This window comes from Streptomyces sp. NPDC050121 (assembly GCF_044460385.1).
In the GTDB taxonomy this organism is placed as follows: Bacteria; Actinomycetota; Actinomycetes; order Streptomycetales; family Streptomycetaceae; genus Streptomyces; species Streptomyces soliscabiei.
This window is the reverse complement of the sequence record NZ_JBITJV010000009.1, coordinates 127,927-151,700: the sequence shown is the minus strand read 5'-3', so window position 1 is coordinate 151,700 and position 23,774 is coordinate 127,927. Positions and strand designations below refer to the sequence as shown.

The following is a 23,774-nucleotide window of genomic DNA, read 5'->3' as shown; positions in this document are numbered from 1 at the left end:
CCCCCCAACCACCCTCACGCCCGTCAAGTCGTCACGTGGTCATGTCCCGGCGGCGCAGTCCCGCCAGGCCCGCGGCCACCAGTACCGCCGCCCCGACCGCCAGCACCACCACCGGCGTCCACTCCATCGCTCCGCCCGGCAGCTTCGGCAGGTGGCCGAAGGGGGAGGCGTCCAGTACCGCCTGTGGAGCATCGAGCGCCGGGCCGATCCAGCCGATGAGAAGGATCGCGCCCGCCACGGCCCACGCCGCCGGGGCCAGCCGCGGGGCCGTGCCGTACAGCAGGACCGTCAGGCCTCCCACCAGCCAGATCGCCGGGAGTTGGATCAGGCAGGCGGCCAGGATCGGGAGGGCCTCCTTGCCGTAGCCCGCCGCGAAGCCCAGACCCGCCAGGAGCATGATCAGGGCCGCGCCGCCGAAGGCGACCAGCAGGTGACCGGCCGCCCAGCGCAGCCGGCCCACCGCGTTGGCCAGGACCGGCTCCGCGCGGCCCGAGGTCTCCTCGCCGTGCAGCCGGAGGACGGACGCGACGATGTACAGCGCCGCGATCAGGCCGAGCATGCCGATCATCGAGGCGAGGAACGCGTCCGTCAGCCCCGTCTGCCCGCCCATCCGCTCGAAGATCTCGCGGGCCTTGTCGTTGTCGGCGACCAGGTCGGCCGCGCCCTCCGTCAGGCCGCCGTACACCACCCCCGTGAGGAAGAAGCCGACGCTCCAGCCCAGCACACCGCCCCGTTGCAGTCGCCAGGCCAGCGCGGCGGCCGTGCCCAGACGTCCGGTCGGCGGACCCGGGCGGGTCGGCAGGAAGCTCATGCCCAGGTCGCGTCGGCCGGCCAGTCCGTACGCCAGCGCGGCCTGTGCCGCGATCGCCGCCGCGAAGAGCGGCAGCACCCACCACCGTTCGTCCGCGAACGCCCGCAGGTTCTCCAGCCAGCCGAGCGGGGACAGCCAGGTCAGGGGCGAGGAGCCGTCGGTCGTCGACGCGTCGCCCGCCGCCCGTAGGACGAACGCCGCGCCCAGCACCGCCGCCGTGAGACCCCGCGCCAGTCGCGCGCTCTCCGTGAGCTGCGCGACGATCGCCGCCGTCGTGGCGAACAGCATGCCCACCCCGGCCAGACCGAGGCCGAACGCGAGAGCGCCCGCCGTTCCCAGACCCGCCGGGCCCGCCAGTCCCGCCGCGACCAGCAGGGCCAGTACGGCGTTGGCGACCCCGGCCGCGAGCAGCGCCGCCGTCAGCGACGCGCGCCGGCCGACCATGCCGGACGCGATCAGCTCCTGACGTCCGCTCTCCTCCTCGTCACGGGTGTGCCGTACGACGATCAGCAGGCTCGTCACGGCGGCGAGCGCACCGGCGTACACGCCCACCCGCCAGGCGGTGAGCCCGCCGAGGGAGTCGTCGAAGACGGGGCCGATCAGGGCGCGCAGGGAGGAGTTGGTCTCCAGTTGGCGCAGGAGGTCGGCCCGGTCGGCGGGGGTGCCGTACAGGCCTTTCAGGGTGTTCGGCATGGAGAGGACCATCAGGGTGTTCACGGCCACCCAGACGGGGATCAGCACCCGGTCGCGGCGCAGCGCGAAGCGCAGGAGCGGGCGGGTGCCCGCGAGCGTGGTCATGCACCCGTCCCCTGGTGGTCCTGGTAGTGGCGCAGGAACAGTTCCTCCAGCGTCGGTGGCGTCGAGGTCAGCGAGCGGACGCCCGTGTCTGTCAACGACCTCAGGACGGCGTCGAGTTGGGCGGTGTCGACCTGCAACTTCACCCGTTTTCCCTGTACGTCGAGGTCGTGGACGCCGGGGAGGTGGGTCAGCCCGTTCGGGGTGCCGGCCAGTTCGGCCGTCACGCTCGTCCGCGTCAGATGGCGCAGGTCGGCCAGGGAGCCCGTCTCGACGGTGCGGCCCTTGCGGATGATGCTGACGCGGTCGCAGAGTTCCTCGACCTCGCTGAGGATGTGCGACGACAGCAGTACGGTCCTGCCTCTGTCCCGTTCCTCCGCCACGCAGCGTCGGAAGACCTCCTCCATCAGGGGGTCCAGTCCGGAGGTGGGCTCGTCCAGGATGAGCAGGTCGACGTCCGAGGCGAACGCGGCCACCAGGGCGACCTTCTGCCGGTTGCCCTTCGAGTAGGTGCGGCCCTTCTTGGTGGGGTCGAGTTCGAAGCGGTCGATCAGGGCGGCCCGGCGGTTGGCGTCCAGGCCGCCGCGCAGGCGGCCGTACAGGTCGATGACCTCGCCGCCCGACAGATTCCTCCACAGCGTCACATCGCCCGGCACGTAGGCGATGCGGCGGTGGGCCTCGACCGCGTCGGTCCACGGGTCGCGGCCGAGGACCTGGGCGGCGCCCGAGTCGGCGCGCAGCAGGCCGAGCAGGACGCGGATGGCCGTGGACTTGCCGGCGCCGTTGGGGCCGAGGAAGCCGTGCACCTCGCCCGTCTCGACCTCCAGGTCGAGGCCGTCGAGGGCGTGTGTGCGGCCGAAGGACTTGTGCAGTCCGGACACGGTGATGGCCTTCGTCATGCTTCAGAACGTACGCTTCGTTCAGGAAATTGTGAAGTTAAGGAAGTACATGAAGCCCGGATAGGATGAGGCCATGACCGAATCACCCGAGGCCGGACGGGACGCCGAGGCCGTGTCGAGGTTCGTCGAGTCCTTCGCGGCGCAGCTCGTCGAGGCCGGGATGCAGCGGATGGCCGCCCGGGTGTTCGCCGCGCTGCTCGCGTCCGACTCCGGCAGCCTGACCTCCGCCGAACTCGGCGAACAGCTCCAGGTCAGCCCTGCCGCCGTCTCCGGGGCGGTGCGCTATCTCGCGCAGGTGCACATGGTCTCGCGGGAGCGTGAACCCGGCTCGCGGCGTGAGCGCTACCGGGTGCACAGCGATCAGTGGTACGAGGCGCTGACCAGTCGGGATGCCATCCTCAAGCGGTGGGGGCAGACCCTGCGCGAGGGTGTCGACAGCCTCGGCGCCGCGACTGCAGGCGGCCGGCGGATCGCCGAGACGCTCGCCTTCTTCGATTACCTGGAGGGCGAGCTCACCGCGCTGATGGAACGGTGGCGGGTGCACCGCGACCAGACCTTCGGTCGGTGAGCCGGGCACCCGGCGGCCGGGTCAGCGTTCCTTCGTCTCCTCCAGCACCGTCCGGCCCAGCAGCAGGTACTTCTCGGGGGAGCGCCTCTTGAGGTACTGGGCGCAGCCCACGCCCGCCACCGCGATCAGCGCGACGAGCCACGGCGTCGCCTTCAGCACCAGCGAGCCCGACTCCGGGCCGGCCGCCACGCCCATGTTGGACACCAGCAGTACGACCACGGCGAGCATCGCGACGCCGCCGAGGAGCGGGGCGGTGAAGGTGCGGAACCAGTGTCGGCTCTCGGGGTGGTGCGAGCGGAAGTAGACCAGCACGGCGAACGAGCACACCGCCTGCACGACGAGGATCGCCATGGTGCCGAGGATGGCGAGCAGGACGTACGTCCCGGTGTACGGGTCCTTGCCGGCCGCCCAGAACGCGCCGATCAGGACGGCCGAGACGGCCGTCTGGACCAGGCCCGCGATGTGCGGGGAGCCGTGCCGGGCATGGGTGCGGCCGATGGTGTTCTTCAGGGACGGCGAGGCGCCCTCGCGGCCGAGCGCGTACATGTAGCGGGCGGCGCAGTTGTGGAAGGCCATGCCGCAGGCCAGCGAGCCGGTGATCATCAGCCACTGCATGACGTCGACCGCCCAGTGGCCGACGTAGCGCTCGGTGGGGTTGAAGAAGAGGGCGAGCGGGTCGGCGGTGGCGACCTTCACGGCGTCCGCCTGGCCGGTGCCCGTGATGGCCATCCAGGACACGAACACGTAGAAGACGCCGACGCCCAGCACCGAGATCATCGTGGCCTTGGGGATGATCTTCTTCGGGTTGCGGGACTCCTCGCCGTACATCGCCGTCGACTCGAAGCCGACCCACGACCAGAAGGCGAAGAACAGGCCGAGCCCGGCGCTGGTCCCCTTGAAGGCGTTGACCGGGTTCACGGGGTCGAGGCTGAAGCCGTCCGGGCCGCCGCCGTGGAAGGCGACCGACACCGCCATCGCCGCGAGGATCGTCACCTCGGTCCCGAGCAGGACGACGAGCAGTTTCTCGGCGACGGACACGCCGAACCAGGTGCCCATCGCGTTGATCGCGAGCATCAGCAGCGCGAACGCCCACCACGGGATGTGCAACCCCGTCTGGTCCTTCAGGGTCGTCGTGGCGAAGGACGAGAAGATGCCGATCAGCGCCGGTTCGAACACGACGTACGCGAAGGTCGCGAGCAGCCCCGAGGCGAGGCCGACCGAGCGGCCGAGGCCGTAGGAGATGAAGCCGTAGAAGGCGCCCGTCGAGGTGATGTGCTTCGCCATCGAGGTGAAGCCGACGGAAAAGATTGCCAGGACGACCATTGCGACGAGGTAGCTCGCCGGCGCCCCGACGCCGTTGCCCGACGACACCATGAAGGGCACATTGCCGGTCATCGCGGTGATCGGCGCCGCCGTCGCGACGGCCATGAAGACCACGCCGAGCAGGCCGATGGCGTTGGGTTTGAGCCGGTGGACGGTCTCGCCGCCGTCTGTCGTCTCCTCGGGGGCGACGCCCTCCTGCACTGCCATCGGGTGGCCCCTTCCGTTGCCGGCCGGTGCGCCGGATCGACGCCCTGATGGAGCAGGATGGTGCAGTCCCAATGAGTCGTTCAAGGGGCAGGACCGGTTAAATATTTGTCACCAGACCTTTAGATCGGTCGATTGTGGTCGGTGGCAGTACGTCGGCGGGTGGGCTCAGCGGGTGGGCTCAGCGGGGCATGGCCCGCTGGAGTTCCAAGACCTGGGCGCGCAGTCGGGCCGGGCGGTCGGGGTCCGTGGAGAGCGGCACCTGCACGGCCATGAACCCGTCGAGCGTGGCGGGCGGCTCCGGCAGACGGAGGTCCAGGCCGATCCGCGCGGCGAGCGCCAGCACGGTGGCGAGGAACCCGTCGGACAGGGCGTTGATGATCGCGTGGCTGGTCCGGTTGTGCCGGTCGAGCAGGGCGTTCACGTACGCCTCGAAGACCGGCACGTCGATCTGACACTCGTCGTTCTCCATCGGCCCGAACCCCGACGGCACGCCGAGCCACTCCTCGTAGACGCGCGCATGCGCCAGGAACAGTTCGGAGGCCTTCGTCGCCGGGTTCCACACCGACTCGCCGTCCACCTCGTAGTACTGGCTCATCGCGGCCCCCATTCGCCTGCGCGCGCGTCCATGGCCTTCGCAGCGCGTGCGCGTTCATGTCAACGGATGCGCAGCGTAACCAGGGCCGTCGGCCGGACGCTCCGGATTTAGAGCGTGTGTCATATCCCCGGCCGGGCGTGCGACGCCTGGCACGCACTCCCCCAGAGGGGGGACCCCCAGCCGCGTTGCCGAAACGCCCACGTGACTCCGCCACGAGGGCGCTCCGGCGCCTTGCGATCGCACGCTCCCCCACTCTCGGCTTCGCTCGAGCGGGGGGACCCCCATGACGCCGCACGCTGATCCGGCCGGGGATATGACACAGGCTCTGCCCGGTCACCGGCCCGGCAGCATCAGCCCCAGCGCGCCCTCCCGCACGGTCCACGTCCGCCGCCGTACCGGCCCCGCGACGGCCGTGTCCGCCCGGTAGCGGAAGTCCGCGCCCGAGACGGTCACCGTGCGGCCCCTGGCCTCCAGGGGGGCCGCCTCCGCGCCCAGGGACAGGGGCCGTACCGTCACGACGGCCGTGCCCGCGGGACCCGGGGTCACCGAGACCGCCGCCACCGGCTGGTCGAGGTCGACCAGCGTCACGCCGTCGACCTCGATGCGCAGCCGGGCCGGTCCGGGCGGGGCGGGGGCGGGGGAGAGGCGGGAGGGCCGCGACGGCACCAGGGTGCGGACGAGCGACTGGTACGTGCGCAGCCAGTGCCGCCCGCCGTGCACGAGCCCCTCCGCCCCTTCCGCGCCCTCCGCCCGGCCGGCCCGGGCCGCCCCGTCGGTCCCGTGAGTCCGGTCGGTCCAGTCGGTCCGGTCGGTCCGGTCGCTCTGGTCAGTCCCGTCGGACGCCTCCAGCTCGTCCCGGGTGTCCCCGGCGTCCCGCCACTCCCGTGAACCCCGCGAGTCACGTGGGGCGAGTGGTATCGGTGGGATCCTGAGCGCGCCCAGCACCACCCCGTCGCTGTCGTCCACGAGCACGTCCAGCCGCCGTTCGGCGCCGTCCAGGGCGGCCCGGGCCGCCGCCACGGCCCCCGTGGGCACCCCCAGCGCGTGCGCGACGCTCAGCGAGTCGCCCACCGGCACCACCGACAGCACACATTCGGCCAGCGCCCGCTGCCGGTGCAGCAGGGCCACCGCGCGGTTCAGCGCACGGTCGTCGCCGACGACCACCGGTCGTCGCGAGCCCCGCCGGGACAGCACCCGGGCGAATTCCTCCGGATCCTCGGGCAGGCACACCTTCGTACTCGCCGCACCCGCGCTGAGCACGTCTTTCGCGATTCGGACGGACTCCCCGTCCATGCTTCGGGCGACCGGATCGATGATCACCAGCAGCTGATCGGACGTCGGAGAAGTCGCCACCTCGGTCCTGCCTCGCTTCCTCGGGTAGCATCTTTGTGCAAGAGCCCCTTGCGCTATTGCGCCAGGGGCTTCGTCTATTCCGGGGCATCCGGGTCCGACAACTGGCGACCGAAGACGGTCGCGGTGCACGCGGTGGTACGAACTGCCGCGTGCGCCCCTGACCTTGGACATGCCCCACCCGGAAGGGGTGTACGCGCGTGCCCGCACTTGTGCTGCTCGGTGCTCAGTGGGGTGACGAAGGCAAGGGAAAGGCCACCGACCTGCTCGGTGGTTCGGTGGACTATGTAGTGCGCTATCAGGGTGGCAACAACGCCGGCCACACGGTCGTCGTGGGCGATCAGAAGTACGCACTCCACCTGCTCCCTTCCGGAATCCTGTCCCCCGGCTGTACGCCGGTCATCGGTAACGGTGTCGTCGTCGACCCCTCGGTACTGCTCTCCGAGCTGAGCGGTCTGAACGAGCGCGGCGTCGACACGTCGAAGCTGCTGATCAGCGGCAACGCGCACATCATCACGCCCTACAACGTGACTGTCGACAAGGTGACGGAACGCTTCCTCGGAAAGCGCAAGATCGGCACCACCGGGCGCGGGATCGGTCCGACTTATGCCGACAAGATCAACCGGGTCGGCATCCGCGTCCAGGACCTCTACGACGAGTCGATCCTCACCCAGAAGGTGGAGGCAGCGCTCGACGCCAAGAACCAGCTGCTCACCAAGCTGTACAACCGGCGCGCGATCGCCGTCGACCAGGTGGTGGAGGAGCTGCTCGACTACGCCGGAAAGCTGGCCCCCTACGTCACGGACACGGTGCTGGTCCTGAACCAGGCGCTGGAGGAGAACAAGGTCGTCCTCTTCGAGGGCGGTCAGGGCACGCTCCTCGACATCGACCACGGCACGTACCCCTTCGTCACCTCGTCGAACCCGACCGCGGGCGGCGCCTGCACGGGCGCGGGCGTGGGTCCGACGAAGATCAGCCGGGTCATCGGCATCCTCAAGGCGTACACGACCCGCGTCGGCTCGGGCCCGTTCCCGACGGAACTGTTCGACGATGACGGCGACGCGCTGCGCCGCATCGGCGGCGAGCGGGGCGTGACGACCGGCCGTGACCGGCGCTGTGGCTGGTTCGACGCGGTCATCGCGCGGTACGCGACCCGCGTCAACGGCCTGACGGACTTCTTCCTGACGAAGCTCGACGTCCTCACCGGCTGGGAGCAGATCCCGGTCTGCGTGGCGTACGAGATCGACGGCAAGCGGGTCGAGGAACTCCCGTACTCGCAGAGCGACTTCCACCACGCGAAGCCGGTCTACGAGACCCTGCCCGGCTGGTCCGAGGACATCACCAAGGCGAAGTCGTTCTCCGACCTCCCGAAGAACGCCCAGGCGTATGTGAAGGCGCTGGAGGAGATGTCCGGCGCCCCGATCTCCGCGATCGGCGTGGGCCCGGGCCGCGACGAGACGATCGAGATCAACTCGTTCCTGTAGCGGATGCAGGGGATGCAGGGGATGCAGGGGATGCAGCGGATGCAGCGGATGTAGGGGAGCGTCAGGAGCTCGTCCAGGAGTGCGTGGCCCCCGTCGGATCTGTTCCGGCGGGGGTCACGCATTTCCGGCATTCGGCGTATTTCTGGTTGTTTTCTGCGTCGTGCACGGTATGACTCCCCTCGCGCTCAAATCTGTCTGTCTCTCGGAGGGCGGATCGCGCGACCCCATGCGATCACTGCAAGGAAAGAGGAAAACCGCATGCGTCGTGTCATCAAGGTTCTGATGATGACGTTGCTGGCTCTCGGTATCGGTGTCACACCGGCCCTGGCCCAGAACGAGCACTTCGTCGGGGAGCCCACCTGCACCAAGAGCCTCTCGGGCAACCGGGCGACCATCACCTGTACCGGCAAGGTCGCCGGGCTGGGCAGGGGGCCTGCCAGCGTGTTCCTGTCGGCGGACGCGGTGCGGACCCGGTACGTGTGCGTCAACCCGGGCGGTAACACCGCCCCCGGCCACCCGGCCTTCTTCGGGCCCCAGGAGGGCACGGCCCAGACCATCACCCCCCGGGCGGGGCAGATCACGTTCCGCGCGACGCTGCAGTCGCCCCCGAACCCGCCGGCGAGCCAGGTGTGCCCCAACGGCAACTGGCGTGTGGTCCTCGTCTCGGCGACGTTCGTCAATGTCGTGCTGCACGTTCAGCAGCCGGCCGGTACGGACGTCCTCACCTGGGATTTCGGGGACATCGACCCCTCGTGACCCACGAGTTGCCCGAAAGTGAACGCCCGGCCGGATCCTCCGGCCGGGCGTTTCCCGTAGGGCGCCGCTGACCCATCCTTGACCCGGACATGGCCTGTTTCTGGTTTCCGGCGGACCGGACTCCCGCCACGATCTACGCGTGTAGTCCCGCTCGGCTCGTCCGCCCGCCCGCCCCTCGCACGTGTCCCAGGAGCCCGAATGCCCGTCAATCCCCTGAACCGCCGTGAGTTCGTGCAGAAGTCGGCTGTGACCGGGGCGGCCGTCGCCGTCGCGGGGACCGTGGGGGCGGGCACCGCCCAGGCGGCCGACCGCAAGCCTGCCAAGACGCCCCGTACCTGGACGTTCTCCATCCTCGGCACCACCGACCTGCACAGTCATGTCCTCGACTGGGACTACTACAAGGACGCCGCCTACTCCGACGCCAAGGGCAACTCCGTCGGCGTCGCCCGGGTCGCGACGCTCGTCAAGCAGCAGCGCGCGGCGAAGGGCGAGGAGCACGTCCTGCTCGTCGACGCCGGCGACATCATCCAGGGCACCTCCCTCGCCTACTACTTCGCGCGCGTCGAGCCCATCACCGGCAAGGGCGTCAAGCACCCGATGGCCGTCGCCATGAACCACATGCGCTACGACGCCGCCGCCCTCGGCAACCACGAGTTCAACTACGGCATCGAGGTGCTGCGGAAGTTCGAGCAGCAGTGTCACTTCCCGCTGCTCGGCGCGAATGCCCTCGACGCGAAGACGCTGCGCCCCGCGTTCCCGCCGTACACCGTGAAGCGGATCTGTGTCCCGGGCGCCCCCGACATCAAGGTCGGCATCCTGGGTCTGACCAACCCCGGCATCGCGATCTGGGACAAGGACAACGTCAGCGGGAAGATGGTCTTCCCGGGCCTGGTCGAGCAGGCGAAGAAGTACGTCCCGCGGCTCCGCGCCCTCGGCTGTGACGTCGTCTTCCTCACCGACCACTCCGGCCTCGACGGCTCCTCCTCCTACGGCGACGCCCTCCCGTACGTCGAGAACGCGTCGAACCTCGTCGCCGAGCAGGTCCCCGGCATCGACGCGATCCTCGTCGGCCACACGCATGTGGAAGTGCCGTCGTACACCGTCAAGAACGCCGAGACGGGAGAGGACGTGCTCCTCTCGGAGCCGTACTGCTGGGGATACCGCCTCAGCGTCTTCGACTTCGAGGTCGAGCTGGAGCACGGCCGCTGGAAGGTCGTCGGCAAGTCCGCGCAGACCCTCAACCCCAACACCGTGGACGAGGACCCGGAGATCAAGAAGCTCCTGGAGGCCGACCACGAACTCGTCGTGAAGTACGTCAACACGGCCGTCGGCACCTGCACGGCCGACCTCTCGGCGGCGGAGTCCTGCTGGAAGGACGTGCCCATCATGGACTTCATCCACCAGGTGCAGATGGACACGGTCAAGGCCGGCCTGTCGACCGCTGACGCCGCCCTGCCGCTGATCTCGGTCGCCGCGCCCTTCTCCCGTACGGCGGACATCCCCGCGGGCAGCGTGACCATCAAGGACATCGCCGGGCTCTACATCTACGACAACACCCTGTACGGCAAGAAGCTCACCGGCGCGCAGCTCAAGGACTACCTGGAGTACGCGGCGAAGTACTACCACCAGGTCCCGGCGGGCACGGCGGTCGACACCGCGACCCTCACCAACGCCAACCACTTCTGGGACTACATGTACGACACCGCCGCGGGCGTCTCGTACGACATCGACATCGCGCAGGCGGAGGGGTCGAGGATCAAGAACCTCACCTACAACGGCGCCGCCGTCGCCGACGACCAGGTCTTCGTCGTCGCCGTCAACAACTACCGGGCCAACGGCGGCAGCGGCTACCCGCACATCGCCACCGCCGGCATCGCCTACAGCTCCACCAACGAGATCCGTCAACTGATGATCGACTATGTGACGGCGAAGAAGACGCTCGACCCGGCGGACTTCGCCGCCGCCAACTGGAAGCTGACCCAGGCGGGTTCGCCGGTCTTCTGACGGCGCCTCAGCGGAAGGCGGGTGCGTTGCGCGCCGCCCACGCGGCGAAGGTGCCCGGGGTCCGGGCCAGGACGCGTTCGACGTCCGGGCTCGGGCGCCGCTCGTCCTCGGTGGGCTCGCCCAGGATCGCGAGGGTGCCCTCGACCACGGGCAGCGGCATGAACCGCGCCATGAGCGCGTGGGCCTCCTCCCGGGTCTGCTCGGTGAAGCGCACCGGTTCGCCCAGTGCGGCGGCGATGGCCGCGGCCCGCTCGCGCGGGGTGGTCGGCGCGGGGCCGGTCAGGGTGTAGGTGGCGCCCAGGTGGTCGTCGCCGAGCAGGGCCGCGACGGCGACGGCGGCCACGTCGTCGGGGTCGACGAAGGGCAGGCCGACGTCACCGAACGGCGCCGCCGCCTCCCGTCGGGCGCGGATCGACTCGGCCCAGGCGAACGCGTTGGTCGCCATCCCGCCCGACCGCAGGACCGTCCAGTCGAGCCCCGACTCCCGTACGGCGTCCTCGAAGCGGCGCGGGTGCCCGTACGCCTGCGGGCGGGTCTGCGCGCCCTGCGAGGACAGCAGCACGACCCGGCGGATCCCGGCGGACTTCGCCTCGGCCAGGACGCCGTGCGGATCCTCGCCCGCCACCAGCAGGAACAACGCCCGCGCCCCCTCGAACGCGGCGCGCAGCCCGGCCGGTTCGGCCAGATCGGCGGGCACCGCCCGCACCCCGGCCGGCACGTCGGCGTCGGTGACGGCGCGGGCGACGGCCGTCACGGGCACCCGGGCCTCGGACAGCATCCGCACCAGTGCGCGTCCGACGTTCCCGGTCGCACCGGTCACCACGATCGTCTCGTTCATGTCGTTCCCCATGACCCGTCTACCCCGTTCACTCGGAATGAGTTAGTTGACTGACTAACTCGATGAGCGTGACGCTAGCACACCCCCACCGCCCGTTGTCTATAGTTAGTCGGGTGACTGACTCAGTGGAGAAGCGTGCCGCGAAGAGCGTCGGCAAGCGGCAGCGGCTCATGGCGGCCGCCGCCACGGTCCTGCACGAGCGGGGCGTGGAGCGGACGACCATCGCCGACATCGCCCGCGCCGCCGACGTCCCGGTCGGCAACGTGTACTACTACTTCAAGACCAAGGACGAGCTGGTCGAGGCCGCCCTGGACCGGCACGCCGAGTACCTCGACGACCTCACCGCCCGGCTCGACGAGCTCGCCGACCCGCGCGAACGCCTGAAGAGCCTGGTCGCCGGCTGGGTCGAGGCGCGGGACGTCGCGGCCCGGTACGGCTGCCCCACGGGCACCCTCGCCGTCGAGCTCGACAAGCGCGACGAGGGCGGTCTCGACCTCGCCGCCGGGCTCGTCGTCCGCCGGCTGCTGGACTGGGTGGAGCGGCAGTACCGCGAGATCGGGGTCGACGAGCCCGACGGTCACGCGCTCGCGCTCGTCGGCGCCTACCAGGGCATGTCGCTGCTCTCCAGCGCTCTGCGCGACCCGGAGGTCATGACCCGCGAAGGGGCCCGGCTCGTCCGGGAGATCGACGCGCTGGCGTGACCCCGCTCCGGGGGAGGTGTCCGGCAAAAGGGCATATTCTGAACCCGTATGGCCGCGTGTGTCGACCGGAGAAGGTGAGTGCGATGCGCATGCTGCTCAAGGCGTCCTTCGACACGGAGAAGGCGAACGAAGCCATCCGCAACGGCACCCTGACGAAGCTGATCCAGGAGTCGATGGAACAGATCAAGCCCGAGGCGGCCTACTTCACCGCCGACCACGGCAAGCGCACCGCGTACGTGGTCTTCGACATGCAGGACAGCTCGCAGATGCCCGTGCTCAGCGAGCCGTTCTTCCTCAACCTCGACGCCGAGATCTCCTACACCCCCGTGATGAACATGGAGGACGTGCAGAAGGGTCTCTCCCAGATCGGCCGCTGACCTCAGCTGAACACGATCATCGACCCCTGCGCCAGACTCCGCGTCGCCGCCGCGTGCAGCCCCAGCCAGACATGCCGTTCACGCGCGAAGGGGCTGGGATCGTACGGCGCCGGAACAGCGGGTTCCTCCAACTCCGTGGGACCGGCGGGCGGTTGAGGAGCCGCCGGAGGATTGGCCGGATCGATGCCGATCGACGGCGCCACGAACTCCAGCTCGCGCAGCAGGGACTGGGAGGAGCCGAGCGGGCCGCCGCCGGCGAGGAGTTCGTCGCTGGACAGGGGGTGCGGGAAGTCGACGGGGACGTACGCGCCCGCGTGGTCGTAGTGCCAGACCAGGTGTGACTGCTGGGCCGTCGTCTCGAACATCTCCAGGAGCTGCTCGTAGTCGCCGCCCAGCTCGTCCACCGGCGTCACCGGCAGCCCGCACACCTGGAGCAGGTAGGCGCGGCGCAGGAAGTGCAGGGCGTCGTAGTCGAAGCCGGCCACCGGGGCGACCTCGCCGAACACACCGGGCATGTACTGGTACACCGGCACCGGCGGGAGGCCCGCCTCGGCCAGCACCTTGTTGTACTGGGCGAGTTCGTCGGCGAAGGGGTTGTCGGGGGTGTGACACAACACGTCGACGAGCGGCACCAGCCACAGGTCACAGGCCAAAGAGAGCTCCTCACTTCGCGCGTTGCACGGTCGATGCGGTTGCCGGTCAGGGCAGGGTAGTCGCTGCCGCGCACGTCAGCTCCCGTCCTGCGTCCCCTGGTGCAGGTCCCATACCCATACTCCGGCCACCCACCTACCCGGTCGGCCCACCAGCTTCTCCACCGTCTCACGCAGCCGGTCGGCGCGTGGCTGCGGGGCGAGCACCAGAGCCCCCGCCCGCCAGTACGCGAAGTCCTCGCGGGCCTCGGTCCGGGCGCGGGCGTCGATCACCGGGACCACGCCCGTGTGGCGCACGTCCCGCAGCAGGCTCGGCGTGAAACGCAGCGGGACGCCGTAGACGCCGGTGCGGTCGCCGTCGCCGTAGGGGCCGTTGAAGTAGCCGCCGGGCATCCGGAAGCCGAGACCGGACGCCGTCTGCCAGTGCAGCGCCTCGGCGTCCTCGGGTTCGGCGAGCGGCACCGGGACGAGGGTCTCGCCGGAGCGGACGTACGTCCGCCAGGAGCCGTCGGTGAAGAAGGCGGGCGTCTCGGCGCGCGGCTCGGACTTCAGCGGGGCCGGAACGAGGGGGAGCAGGGCGAGGCAGACGGCGAGCAGTCCGGCGTACTGGGTGCCCAGGCGGCGGGCCTGCGCCAGCCGGTCGATCGCCAGGGCGAGCAGCATGCCCAGCGCGGGGGCGCAGACCAGCGCGACCCGGCTCTCGATGACCGACTCGAAGAGGGGGAGACCGGCGAGCAGGCTCCAGGGGCCGGGGACGGTGGTGTCGGTGAGGGGGAGCGGGATGCGCGGGCCGAGGGACAGCACCGCCGCACCGGCCGCCGTGCAGGCCAGCGCCTTGACCGCGGGCCGCCGCCACAGCCGCACCGTGATCGCGAACGCCAGCAGGGCCAGCGGCCAGCCGTAGAAGGCGTTCTGTTCGGTCGGGTTGAGGGAGAGGGCGTCCGCGCGGTCGGCGTCGCCCGCGATCAGCGAGCGCTCGGCGAACGACAGCAGCGCGCGGGCGGAGTTGGCGACGCCGGGCGCGCTGCCATGGTCGATGCCCAAGTAGCTCTGCGGTCCGGAGAACTGCCAGGCCAGCGGGTAGAGGACGAGCGGCAGACAGACGGCGGAGGCGATCGCCAGACCGTTCAGCAGCGGGCGGGCCGCCCCCCGCGCCACGCCGGGGCGTACGGCCGCGTAGGCGAGCGCGAACAGGAGCATGCCCAGCGCGGCGAGCAGCAGGGGCTCCTCGCCGAGGAAGAACTGGTAGCCCGCCATCAGACCGAGGACGACCGCGTCCCGGGTGACGCGTGCACCGGTCGTCAGCCGCAGGGCGCGCTCGATGATCGGCGGGATCATGAACAGGACGACGAAGTTCGGGTGGGCGTTGGCGTGGCTGATCATCGGCGGTGCGAACGCGGCCAGCGCCGCCCCGGCGAAGGCGGCCGCCCGCTGCCGGACGAGCCGTCGCACGATCAGCCGGTACCAGGCGGCGGCGGTGGCGGCCAGGCCCAGCGTCATCACCAGGCTGAGGGTGACGGCCGGGCCGAGCAGCAGGGTCACGGGCGTGAGCGGGACGGACAGGCCCAGCATCGCCGTGTTGGCCATCAGGTTGACGCCGTCGGGGAAGCCCTGGAGGTCGGTGAAGAGGGGGTTGCGCAGGTGGGCCACGTTGTCGGCGGTCACCGCGAAGAACCACTCCCACTGGTTCTGGTCCTGGAGGGAGTCGGTGAGGTAGCGGTGGGCGGGGTCGAGGACGCGGCCCGAGTAGAGGGCCACGGCCATCGCGAGGAACAGGACGACGGCCAGGACGTCCACGGGTCTCAGGACGGGGATCCGCAGCCGGACCAGGTCGCGCGGGAACCGGAGGTAGTCCACGGGGCGGACCTTCGAGCCGGGCTGGTGCGACCAGTGCACCGGCGTCTCGGCGACCGGCCAGCCGGCGCGCTGGAAGTACCGCAGCACCTCCACGTCGATGGCCCAGCCGTTGAGACGCGAGGCGGCGAAGGCGGCCCGCGCCTTGTCGCCGTCGAACAGCTTGAACCCGCACTGGGTGTCGCGTATCCCGCGCAGGGTCGTCCGGCGGATGAGCAGGTTGCCCGCCGTGCCGAGGAGTTCGCGGATCCGGTGCTGCCGGTCGCCCAGGGTCGCGCCGGGGACCGCCCGGGAGCCGATCGCCGCCGTGTGACCGTCGGCGAGGGCCTTCTCCAGCCGGCCCAACTCCTCGATGGGAGTGGCGAGATCGGCGTCCGTGACCAGGATGTGCCGGCCCCGGCTGGCGGCCACCCCGAGCCGCAGCGCGTGCCCCTTGCCCCGGTTGCCGGAGCCGGAGCCGAGGACGAGCCGCACGCGGGGGTCGCGGCGCACGGTGACGAGCTCGCGGGTGGCGTCGGTGGACCCGTCGTCGGCGACCAGGATCTCCCAGCTGCCCCAGTGGCTCCCCGTCGCGTCGAGATGGCGGGTCACCGCGTCCAGGGTGGCGCCGAGCCGCCGCTCCTCGTTGTAGGCGGGGATGACGACGGAGAGTTCGACGGCCGTGGTGCGGGGCGCGGTGGCGTCCGCCCGGCTCATCCGGCCGCCAGTCGTTCGATCAGGCCGATGGAGTCGGCGTTGTACGCGGCGAGGATCACGCGGGCGGCGGCGGTGTCGCGGCGGTACAGGGCGTCGACGAGTTCGGTGTGGCCGGACCACAGGTGGCCGCGCAGATCGGTCAGCCGCCGCAGGTGCTGCACCGTGCACACCCAGGACTGCACGCGCAGCCGGTGCAGGAAGTCGGCGAGGTAGGGATTGCCGAACAGGGAGCTCAGCTCGCGCCAGAAACGCAGGTCGTAGCCGATGAGGACGGTGAGGTCACCGGCGGCCGCGGCCCGCTGCGCCTCCTCGCCGCGCCGGCGCACCCCCGCGATGGCGGCGGCGATCCGCGGTTCCTCCAGGTTCTGTTGGGGCTGGCGTCCCTCGTCCATGGCGAGGAACATCCCCTCGATGATCAGGCTGCGCGCCTCGATCATGCCCCGGAAGTCCTCGACGGAGTACTCGTGGACCCGGAAGCCCCGATGCTGGTCGGCCTCCAGCAGGCCCTGGGCGGAGAGATCGACGAGAGCCTCGCGGACGGGGGTCGCGGAGACGCCGTACTGCTCGGCGATCTCCTTCACCGTGAACTCCTGCCCCGGCTGCAGTCGTCCGCCAAGCACCTCGTCGCGAAGCGCGTCGGCGATCTGCTGTCGCAGGGTGCTGCGCGTCACGGCGCTGCTGCCGGACATGGTCAGGGCGTCTCCATCGTCGGGTGCGAAATGCTCGGACACGGAAAAGGTGGCGTGCTCGTCGGTATGTACGAGCACGCCACCTTACGCGTTCGAAGATTTCAAGCCCTTACGCGCGTGGGGACGTTCTGCTCCTACTGCGTGTACTCGTCGGCCACGGAGAGGGCCGTGTCCAGGGCCGCGAGTCCTTCCTTCACTTCCGACTCGGAGACGTTGAGCGGCGGCACGAAGTGTGTCCGGTTCATGTTCACGAACGGCCACACCCCGGCCTTCTTCGCGGCGGCGCCGAAGGCGACCATGGCCGCGTTCGCCTCACCGGCGGCGTTGTACGGCACCAGCGGCTCGCGGGTCTCCCGGTTCTTCACCAGCTCGACCGCCCAGAACATGCCGGCACCGCGCACCTCGCCGACGCTCGGGTGCCGCTCGGCCAGCTCCTTCAGCCCCGGCCCGACGAGCGACGCGCCCAGGTTCTTCGCGTTGTCGACGATGCCCTCCTCCGCCATGACGTTGATCGTCGCGACGGCGGCGGCGCAGGCCAGCGGGTGCCCGGAGTACGTCAGCCCGCCGGGGTACGGCCGCTTCCCGAAGGTGTCCGCGATCGCGCCCGAGACGGCGACACCGCCGAGCGGCACATATCCGCTGTTCACGCCCTTGGCGAAGGTCATCAGGTCGGGGGTGACGTCGTAGAGGTCGGCGGCGAACCACTCGCCGGTGCGGCCGAATCCGGCCATGACCTCGTCCAGGATGAAGACGATCCCGTACTTGTCGCAGATCTCCCGCACCCCCGCGAGGTAGCCGGGCGGCGGGAGCATGATCCCGGCGGTGCCCGGAATCGTCTCCAGGATGATCGCGGCGACCGTCCCCGGCCCCTCGAAGGCGATCGTCGTCTCCAGGTGCTCCAGCGCCCGCGCGCACTCCTGCTCCTGCGTCTCGGCGTAGAAGCGGGAGCGGTACAGGAACGGCGCCCAGAAGTGCACGACCCCGGCGGAGGCGCTGTCGGAGGCCCAGCGCCGGGGGTCGCCGGTGATGTTCACGGCCTGCTGCGTACCGCCGTGGTACGAGCGGTAGGCGGAGAGCACCTTGGCCCGGCCGGTGTGCAGCCGGGCCATGCGCACGGCGTGCTCGACGGCGTCCGCGCCGCCGTTGGTGAAGAAGATCTTGTCCAGGTCGCCGGGGGTGCGCTCGGCGATCAGCCGGGCCGCCTCCGAGCGGGCCTCGACGGCGAAGGCGGGCGCGAACGTGGTCAGACGGGCGGCCTGCTCCTGGATCGCGGCGACGACCTTCGGATGCTGGTAGCCGATGTTGGTGAAGACGAGGCCGCTGGTGAGGTCGAGGTACCGCTTGCCGTCGTAGTCCCAGAAGTACGAGCCCTCCGCGCCGGCCACGGCGAGCGGGTCGATGAGCTCCTGGGCGGACCAGGAGTGGAAGACATGCGCGCGGTCCGCGGCCTTCACGGCCGCGCCGGCCTGGGGGTCGGTCTGAGGGGTCATGCCAGTGAGCGTAAATGTCCGCGATGCGGAAGGGGTATCGGCATCGTGCACGCAGGCGGGGGGCCGGGCTCGACACAGTGTCACCGGTCCGCGCCGCGGAGCTGCCTCGGCGCGGACCGGACCGGTCGGGTGCCGGCGGATCAGTAACTGGCGGTCTGGTACTCGTCCGAGTTGTAGCCGTTGGACGCCGAAGCCGATCCGTGCGCGTACGACTCGACGCCCGCGTCGTTCAGCATGCGCGTGTAGCAGGTGTACTGGCCCATGGAGGAGTTGTACGAGAGGGAGCCGCAGCGGTCCCAGTCGTAGTCCGACGTGCGCGTCACCGTCGCGCCGCCGTACGGCCCCGTGGACTTCACCCGGGCCCAGACCGTCCGGCAGCCGGTGCTGTAGCGCAACTCGATGGTGCCGACGCGCGTGCTGCCCACGTAGATCCCGGTCGACTGGGCGGTGATGGCGGTGTTCGCACAGCCGGAGGAGATCGGGTCCTCGTAGTCGTAGGCGGCGGCGCTCGCGCTGCCGGTGAGGCCGACGACCAGGGCCGCGGCGGCGGCGCCCACGGAGAGGGCCTTGGCTGCGACGGAGGGAATTCTGATGACGATGGTCACCCGTATCGGTTTTGCAGGGAAGGACCGGCCTCGAAGACCGGCTCCCTCTCCGCCGCCTCCGCCTGCTGTTACGGAACCGTAGACATCGCGCCACGCGACTGCTTGAACGGCCGGTTTATTCTCGGCACACACATGTCTCGATCACACATGTGGGGGAAAGGCGGCGCTGCCATGGAGAAACTGGGGCCCGGGGACCCGCAGCGCATCGGCGGCTACCGGCTGCTCGCGCGGCTGGGAGCGGGCGGGATGGGGCAGGTCTACCTCGCCCGCTCGGACCGTGGGCGGACGGTCGCCGTGAAGCTGGTGCGGCGGGAGCTGGCGGCGCGCGAGGAGTTCCGGGCGCGCTTCCGGCAGGAGGTGCGCAACGCCCAGCGGGTCGGCGGGTTCTGGACGGCGCCCGTCCTGGACGCCGACACCGAGGCCGACGTGCCCTGGGTCGCCACCGGCTATGTCGCGGGCCCGAGCCTCCAGCAGGTCGTCAGCCACGACCACGGGCCGCTGCCCGAGCGGTCGGTGCGCATCCTCGCCGCCGGGCTCGCGCACGCGCTCACCAACATCCACGCGGCCGGCATCGTCCACCGCGACCTCAAGCCGTCCAACGTGATGGTCACCATCGAAGGCCCCCGCGTCATCGACTTCGGTGTCGCACGGGCGCTGGAGAGCGTCACCGGCGAGAGCCGGCTCACCCAGACCGGCGCGGTGGTCGGCTCGCCGGGCTTCCTGGCCCCCGAGCAGGTGCGCGGCGACGCCGTCACCCCGGCCAGCGACGTCTTCTGCCTCGGCTCCGTCCTCGCCTACGCCGCCACCGGCGCCCTTCCCTTCGGCTCCGCCGACAGCGGGGCGCACGCCCTGATGTTCCGCATCGCCGAGGACGAACCCGACCTGACGGGCGTCCCCGAGGGCATCGCCGACCTGGTCCGCGCCTGTCTGCGCAAGGACCCGGCCGCCCGGCCCACCCCGGACCGCGTCCTGGAGCTCACGGGCGCCGACGACACCGTCTCCGACGGCCGTTCCCGCGACCCCTGGCTGCCCGGCGCCCTCGTCGCCCAGCTCGGCCGTCACGCCGTGCGGTTGCTGGAGGTGGAGGACCCCGAGGGCACGGACGACGCCGGCCTCTCCCACCCCGCCGCCCCGGCCTTCCCCGAGCACCCGGCGACCGCCCGCGAAGCCACCCCGGAACACTCCGGCCCGCGCGGCGACGCGTTCTCCCCGGGCCACCGCCCCACCCTGCTCGCGGGCCCCGACGGCATCCCGCCGCAGTCGCCCCCGCCCGGCGCGGACACCGCCCCGGCCCACCCGGCGTACGGCCACCCCCGGCAACACCCGGCCGCCGCCCCCGCCTACGGCTACCCGCCCCAGCCGTCGGGCGCCTGGTCCCCGGCGCCGGGCGCCCCCATCCCGTACAACCCGTACGCGGACGGCGGCGGCGCCCCCTACGGGCAGACCGGCGCCGACCCGCAGGAACCCCCGCGCCGCAACCGCCGTACGACCGCGCTGCTGGTCCTGGTCGCCCTGGTGGTCGCGATCGCCGCCGGCGGCTCGGTGTACGCGTTCCTGAACGGCGACGGCGACGCCACCGCGCAGCCGACGCCCGGCCCGGCCACGGGAGCCTCGAACTCCCCGCCCCCGAAGCCCTCGACACCGCCGACCTCCGCACAGTCCGCGTCCCCGTCTCCCTCCCCGTCGTCGTCGGATGGTGTGGTCCCCGCCGGCTACCTCGGCACCTGGACCACCACGATCGAGAACGCGAGCGGCACGAACAAGCGCCGGCTCACCATCCGCCAGGGCACGGTGGGCGACCCGGTGCTCGCCCTCGTCGCCGACGGCGACGCCTACCACTGCGAGTTCAGCGCCGACCTCACCCAACGCCCCGGCGGCGACGGCCCGTTGGCGATCGGCCCCTCCAAGGTCACCGCCGGCGAACCTCTCACCTCGTGCAGCCCCGGCGCCGCCTCCGAGGTCACCCTGCTCGCCGACGGCAAGCTGCAACGCGTCAACACCGGCACCGGGGAGAAGCTCACCTACACCAAGGGGTGAACGTCGGGCGAACGTCGGCCGACGGGCCCCGCCGACGCCTTGGGACGGCCGTACGGTGAACTCACGAACGACTGCCGGGAGTTGCGGGGGCACCCACAGTGCAGTGGCTGAACGCGGAGAACGTCGTGGCCATCGGGACGGCCGCCGTCGGCATCGTCGCCTCCGGGATCATGGTCTGGTACGAGCGCCGGACGCCGCGCCGTAAGCGCGTCGGGTATCGCGTCCAGATGGACAACCCGATCGGCGACGACGTCAGATCCGGCCGCGCCAACCGCCGGCTCGGCCTCTTCGACGAGGCCCCGGGCATGGTGGACGCCACGCTCGTCCTCCTGCGCATCGAGAACGACGGCTCGCAGGGCATCGCCCGGGACGACTACACCGGTCCCGAACGCCACGGGCTGACCGCCGTCTTCACCGACCGCACCATCCGCGGGGTGTCGGTCACCCAGCCGACCGACACCGACCACCTCATGGACCACTTCACCGCGGACCGCGGCTTCGGCTACGACGGCAACACCCTGCGCATCCCGCGCGTCCCGCTCAATCCCCGCGAGCACTTCAAGCTGCTGGTGCTGCTGTCCGGCGGCGACGTCGGCCGCGGCATCCGGTTGTACGGCGGGCTGCGCGACGGCGAGGTGCACCCCAACCGCAGCGCCACCCCGGACGACACCCCGCCCCTGTTCAGCCGCGCCTCCCGGCTGATCTCCATCCTCCTCACCGTCTGCGTGGTCACCCTCGCGACGATCGTCGTCGTACGGGACGACTCGCGGCCCCCGATCGGCTGCGAGCGCGGCACGCTCACCGTCACCGGCTCGACGGCGTTCGCCCCGGTGATCCGGGAGGTGGCGGCCAAGTACGAACGCGACTGCGAGGGCGCGCACCTCACCGTGGACCCGCACGGCTCGACGGCCGGGATCCGCGAACTGGCCGCCGCGGGTGCCGCCGGCAAGAAGGGCTCCCCGCCCCTCGTCGCCCTCTCCGACGGCCCCAAACCGGCCGGGCTCGACGAACTGCGCGAGAACCGCGTCGCCGTGTCGGTGTTCGCGCTGGTCGTCCACGACGACGTACGCCTGAAGAACCTCGCCGCGGCGGACGTACGGCGGCTGTACCGCGGGGAGATCGCCAACTGGGACGAGGTCGGCGGCCCGAACCTGCCGGTGGTCCTGGTCAGCCGGGACGCCAACTCCGGTACCCGGCAGGTGTTCCAGCGGCGCGTGCTGGGCCGTGGCGAGATCGCGAACTCCTCCGTCGACTGCGTCCACAAGGACGACCCGACGGCCCCCGTCATCCGCTGTGAACTCGACTCCACCGACCAGGTGCTGGCGACGGTCGCGGCCACCCCGGGCGCGATCGGCTACAGCGAGCTCAACCTGGCCGACCGCGTGCAGGGCCTACACCCGCTCGACCTGGACGGCGCCCCGCCCTCCGTCGACGCCATCGAACACGGCACGAGCGACTACCCCTACCGGGAGATCGAGTACGCGTACACCTACGGCCGCCCCCCAGCCGACTCCCTGGCCTCGAGCTTCCTCACCTACCTCACCCGAGGCAACGGCCAGGACGTCATCCGCACCCACGGCCACCTACCGTGCTGGACCCCGGAGGGCCTGCGCCTGTGCAGCTCCAGCACACCCAGCCCGTCTGGGAGTCCCCCCTCTGGGGGAGCTTGAGGACGCGGCCCTTTCGAGAGCCGAAGCGGGGGTCTGGGGGCAGTGCGCCTTCTTAAGGGTGGGGTGGCCCTCGGACTGAGGCACTCTGTGGCCGCACAGCAGGGTGCCCCCAACTGCGCTGGCCGGACAGCTGAGGTGGGGGCGCAGGCCCGTCTCGGACGGGGCCGGGGCGGGGGTCTGCCTCAGTGCTCCCGGGGTCGCGCCGGGGCGCGAGTGGCGGCGTTGCGCCACCACCACAGGCCCCGGCACGACGGCTGCGAGAGCCTGAAGTGCACCCCGCACCGTGGACACCACGGAAGCCCGTTCTCGGGGTCCGTGGGGCACTCATCGGAACAGCGGGGGCACTTGTTCACGAGACCTACTCTCAGGCGCTCAGGTCGAACTCTCCGGCCTTGACAGCTGCCGTGAGCGTCACCCACTGCTCAGCCGTCATGGTGACGATGGTGTCGGGACGCTCGCTGTCCCGCAACGCCACCGTGCCGGGCACGTTCACCGCCACCTGGGGGCAGTTGCCGACCTTCTTGTCACGGCAGGCTGCCGCGCTGACGAAATCGAATTCCGGGATCGTACTCATGGTGCTTATCCCTTCGTCGTGCTGCCAGCGGGGAATCGGTCCCCGCACCGTGTTGCAACCCGTTCCGGCAGACGCGATAACCCATCTGCCGGACGGGGGCTTCGGCGCTGCCCTCGCATCCCGCGATGCCCCGGAACGGCAGCCATCGGGTGTGGTGCTCAGTTCAGGCTTTCGCCGTCTTTCCCTACGGGTGGCAGGGGCAGGTGCAGCGTGGGACCAGGACGATGCCTGTTCCGCCCGGAAGCGGAATGTCCTCGGTCCGGCGGCAGTCACTGTGAAGGCTCTGGTATTCCGGACGCTGCGCGACCGCGCATTCCGCGGACATGGTCGCCATGTCAGCGCCAGACGTGAGGGGCGAGCGGGTCACAGTTCGCCCCGGCTGCGGCGGTTCACTTCGGCCAGTCTCGCGCGCAGTATTTCCGGACGGCCCTCGCAGCGCCTACAGGTGCAGGGCGGATACTTCTGGCCGACTTCCGCCATCTGTACCGGCTTCACCGTGTGCTTTGCGCGTACGGGGGTGCGGACGCCGGTTTCCGGATTGATTCGGTACACCGAAATGGTCATCACGGGGCATCCCTCCAGGGGTCTGCCGGGGTGACCGGACGGGGGTTTCTTGGCGTCTCTTCGAGGCATGCCACATACGGCCGGATGAGAGCGCCCGTGTGTTCCCAGGCGGCAGGCGGATACCACTCCGTACGCAGCTGCGGCTGCGGCTGCGGAGACGGTACGGGCGGGGTCTGCCGCTCTTGGCGCACCCCGCGGGCCGTCGCGAGCCTCGCCCCACAGATGTCCGGGGAGAGC

At 70.9% G+C, this 23,774-nt stretch carries 21 protein-coding genes; 8 read left to right on the top strand and 13 right to left on the bottom strand.

Annotated elements, in window-relative coordinates:
- Positions 1–31: 31 nt before the first annotated feature.
- Together ACIBTS_RS16355 and ACIBTS_RS16350 are read right to left on the bottom strand one after the other, a co-directional pair.
- Positions 32–1,609: an ABC transporter permease gene (locus tag ACIBTS_RS16355; protein WP_399319898.1), complete on the bottom strand. Its 1,578-nt coding sequence runs from the start codon at positions 1,607–1,609 to the stop codon at positions 32–34.
- Positions 1,606–2,505 (bottom strand): ATP-binding cassette domain-containing protein, encoded by a 900-nt coding sequence (locus ACIBTS_RS16350; protein ID WP_399319897.1) that lies wholly within the window; start codon positions 2,503–2,505, stop codon positions 1,606–1,608. Before ACIBTS_RS16350 ends, ACIBTS_RS16355 begins: the two co-directional genes overlap by 4 nt.
- Before the next feature lie 73 nt (positions 2,506–2,578).
- On the opposite strand from ACIBTS_RS16350, the gene ACIBTS_RS16345 reads away from it, so the two are divergent.
- Positions 2,579–3,073, top strand: coding sequence for a MarR family transcriptional regulator (locus ACIBTS_RS16345; RefSeq protein ID WP_319675107.1), 495 nt, complete (start codon positions 2,579–2,581; stop codon positions 3,071–3,073).
- Positions 3,074–3,094: 21 nt separating this feature from the next.
- Here the strand turns inward: ACIBTS_RS16345 and ACIBTS_RS16340 are convergent, their stop codons facing one another.
- From ACIBTS_RS16340 to ACIBTS_RS16330, 3 genes are all read right to left on the bottom strand, one after another.
- Entirely contained in the window at positions 3,095–4,603 is a 1,509-nt protein-coding gene (locus tag ACIBTS_RS16340) for an APC family permease (RefSeq protein ID WP_399319894.1), read from the bottom strand.
- 178 nt (positions 4,604–4,781) lie between these two features.
- Entirely contained in the window at positions 4,782–5,198 is a 417-nt protein-coding gene (locus ACIBTS_RS16335) for a DUF6086 family protein (protein WP_399319893.1), read from the bottom strand.
- Positions 5,199–5,531: 333 nt separating this feature from the next.
- Positions 5,532–6,551, bottom strand: coding sequence for a diacylglycerol kinase (locus ACIBTS_RS16330; protein WP_399319891.1), 1,020 nt, complete (start codon positions 6,549–6,551; stop codon positions 5,532–5,534).
- Positions 6,552–6,748: 197 nt separating this feature from the next.
- On the opposite strand from ACIBTS_RS16330, the gene ACIBTS_RS16325 reads away from it, so the two are divergent.
- The 3 genes from ACIBTS_RS16325 to ACIBTS_RS16315 all read left to right on the top strand — a co-directional run bounded on the left by ACIBTS_RS16325 (position 6,749) and on the right by ACIBTS_RS16315 (position 10,792).
- Positions 6,749–8,032: an adenylosuccinate synthase gene (locus ACIBTS_RS16325; protein ID WP_399319889.1), complete on the top strand. Its 1,284-nt coding sequence runs from the start codon at positions 6,749–6,751 to the stop codon at positions 8,030–8,032.
- 258 nt (positions 8,033–8,290) lie between these two features.
- Complete coding sequence (locus tag ACIBTS_RS16320) at positions 8,291–8,788, top strand: hypothetical protein (protein ID WP_399319888.1); 498 nt, start codon at positions 8,291–8,293, stop codon at positions 8,786–8,788.
- A 198-nt stretch (positions 8,789–8,986) separates the two neighbouring features.
- On the top strand, positions 8,987–10,792 hold the full coding sequence (locus ACIBTS_RS16315) for a bifunctional metallophosphatase/5'-nucleotidase (RefSeq protein WP_399319886.1): 1,806 nt from the start codon (positions 8,987–8,989) through the stop codon (positions 10,790–10,792).
- A gap of 7 nt (positions 10,793–10,799) precedes the next feature.
- On the opposite strand, the gene ACIBTS_RS16310 is transcribed toward ACIBTS_RS16315, so the two are convergent.
- Entirely contained in the window at positions 10,800–11,630 is an 831-nt protein-coding gene (locus ACIBTS_RS16310) for an SDR family oxidoreductase (protein ID WP_399319884.1), read from the bottom strand.
- A 113-nt stretch (positions 11,631–11,743) separates the two neighbouring features.
- On the opposite strand from ACIBTS_RS16310, the gene ACIBTS_RS16305 reads away from it, so the two are divergent.
- Positions 11,744–12,331, top strand: a complete 588-nt coding sequence (locus ACIBTS_RS16305; RefSeq protein ID WP_399319883.1) for a TetR/AcrR family transcriptional regulator — start codon at positions 11,744–11,746, stop codon at positions 12,329–12,331.
- Between the two features lie 83 nt (positions 12,332–12,414).
- Positions 12,415–12,708: a DUF3303 family protein gene (locus ACIBTS_RS16300; protein WP_399319881.1), complete on the top strand. Its 294-nt coding sequence runs from the start codon at positions 12,415–12,417 to the stop codon at positions 12,706–12,708.
- Positions 12,709–12,710: 2 nt separating this feature from the next.
- Here the strand turns inward: ACIBTS_RS16300 and ACIBTS_RS16295 are convergent, their stop codons facing one another.
- From ACIBTS_RS16295 to ACIBTS_RS16275, 5 genes are all read right to left on the bottom strand, one after another.
- Positions 12,711–13,361 (bottom strand): hypothetical protein, encoded by a 651-nt coding sequence (locus tag ACIBTS_RS16295; protein WP_399319879.1) that lies wholly within the window; start codon positions 13,359–13,361, stop codon positions 12,711–12,713.
- 75 nt (positions 13,362–13,436) lie between these two features.
- On the bottom strand, positions 13,437–15,908 hold the full coding sequence (locus ACIBTS_RS16290; RefSeq protein WP_399319878.1) for a glycosyltransferase: 2,472 nt from the start codon (positions 15,906–15,908) through the stop codon (positions 13,437–13,439).
- On the bottom strand, positions 15,905–16,597 hold the full coding sequence (locus tag ACIBTS_RS16285; RefSeq protein WP_399319876.1) for a GntR family transcriptional regulator: 693 nt from the start codon (positions 16,595–16,597) through the stop codon (positions 15,905–15,907). The genes ACIBTS_RS16290 and ACIBTS_RS16285 overlap by 4 nt, the downstream gene beginning before the upstream one ends.
- Before the next feature lie 134 nt (positions 16,598–16,731).
- Entirely contained in the window at positions 16,732–18,087 is a 1,356-nt protein-coding gene (locus ACIBTS_RS16280) for an aspartate aminotransferase family protein (RefSeq protein WP_319675469.1), read from the bottom strand.
- A gap of 140 nt (positions 18,088–18,227) precedes the next feature.
- Positions 18,228–18,692 carry a DUF2690 domain-containing protein gene (locus tag ACIBTS_RS16275; RefSeq protein WP_399319874.1) on the bottom strand — a complete coding sequence of 155 codons (465 nt, stop codon included), beginning with the start codon at positions 18,690–18,692 and terminating at the stop codon, positions 18,228–18,230.
- Between the two features lie 171 nt (positions 18,693–18,863).
- Between ACIBTS_RS16275 and ACIBTS_RS16270 the strand changes: the two genes are divergently transcribed.
- The gene (locus ACIBTS_RS16270) at positions 18,864–20,729 is read left to right on the top strand and encodes a protein kinase (RefSeq protein WP_399319872.1); all 1,866 of its coding nucleotides are present in this window, start codon (positions 18,864–18,866) and stop codon (positions 20,727–20,729) included.
- A gap of 98 nt (positions 20,730–20,827) precedes the next feature.
- Positions 20,828–22,399: a substrate-binding domain-containing protein gene (locus ACIBTS_RS16265; protein ID WP_399319870.1), complete on the top strand. Its 1,572-nt coding sequence runs from the start codon at positions 20,828–20,830 to the stop codon at positions 22,397–22,399.
- Between the two features lie 364 nt (positions 22,400–22,763).
- Here the strand turns inward: ACIBTS_RS16265 and ACIBTS_RS16260 are convergent, their stop codons facing one another.
- Together ACIBTS_RS16260 and ACIBTS_RS16255 are read right to left on the bottom strand one after the other, a co-directional pair.
- On the bottom strand, positions 22,764–22,973 hold the full coding sequence (locus ACIBTS_RS16260) for a DUF397 domain-containing protein (RefSeq protein WP_399319869.1): 210 nt from the start codon (positions 22,971–22,973) through the stop codon (positions 22,764–22,766).
- Positions 22,974–23,336: 363 nt separating this feature from the next.
- Positions 23,337–23,537, bottom strand: coding sequence for a hypothetical protein (locus tag ACIBTS_RS16255; RefSeq protein WP_399319867.1), 201 nt, complete (start codon positions 23,535–23,537; stop codon positions 23,337–23,339).
- Positions 23,538–23,774: the final 237 nt, after the last annotated feature.

Bases quoted from the DNA above. Each gene is read 5' to 3' on its own strand.
- ACIBTS_RS16355 (WP_399319898.1), bottom strand. From the start codon at position 1,609: ATGACCACGCTCGCGGGCACCCGCCCGCTCCTGCGCTTCGCGCTGCGC.
- ACIBTS_RS16350 (WP_399319897.1), bottom strand. From the start codon at position 2,505: ATGACGAAGGCCATCACCGTGTCCGGACTGCACAAGTCCTTCGGCCGC.
- ACIBTS_RS16345 (WP_319675107.1), top strand. From the start codon at position 2,579: ATGACCGAATCACCCGAGGCCGGACGGGACGCCGAGGCCGTGTCGAGG.
- ACIBTS_RS16340 (WP_399319894.1), bottom strand. From the start codon at position 4,603: ATGGCAGTGCAGGAGGGCGTCGCCCCCGAGGAGACGACAGACGGCGGC.
- ACIBTS_RS16335 (WP_399319893.1), bottom strand. From the start codon at position 5,198: ATGAGCCAGTACTACGAGGTGGACGGCGAGTCGGTGTGGAACCCGGCG.
- ACIBTS_RS16320 (WP_399319888.1), top strand. From the start codon at position 8,291: ATGCGTCGTGTCATCAAGGTTCTGATGATGACGTTGCTGGCTCTCGGT.
- ACIBTS_RS16315 (WP_399319886.1), top strand. From the start codon at position 8,987: ATGCCCGTCAATCCCCTGAACCGCCGTGAGTTCGTGCAGAAGTCGGCT.
- ACIBTS_RS16310 (WP_399319884.1), bottom strand. From the start codon at position 11,630: ATGAACGAGACGATCGTGGTGACCGGTGCGACCGGGAACGTCGGACGC.
- ACIBTS_RS16300 (WP_399319881.1), top strand. From the start codon at position 12,415: ATGCGCATGCTGCTCAAGGCGTCCTTCGACACGGAGAAGGCGAACGAA.
- ACIBTS_RS16290 (WP_399319878.1), bottom strand. From the start codon at position 15,908: ATGAGCCGGGCGGACGCCACCGCGCCCCGCACCACGGCCGTCGAACTC.
- ACIBTS_RS16285 (WP_399319876.1), bottom strand. From the start codon at position 16,597: ATGTCCGGCAGCAGCGCCGTGACGCGCAGCACCCTGCGACAGCAGATC.
- ACIBTS_RS16280 (WP_319675469.1), bottom strand. From the start codon at position 18,087: ATGACCCCTCAGACCGACCCCCAGGCCGGCGCGGCCGTGAAGGCCGCG.
- ACIBTS_RS16270 (WP_399319872.1), top strand. From the start codon at position 18,864: ATGGAGAAACTGGGGCCCGGGGACCCGCAGCGCATCGGCGGCTACCGG.
- ACIBTS_RS16260 (WP_399319869.1), bottom strand. From the start codon at position 22,973: ATGAGTACGATCCCGGAATTCGATTTCGTCAGCGCGGCAGCCTGCCGT.
- ACIBTS_RS16255 (WP_399319867.1), bottom strand. From the start codon at position 23,537: ATGACCATTTCGGTGTACCGAATCAATCCGGAAACCGGCGTCCGCACC.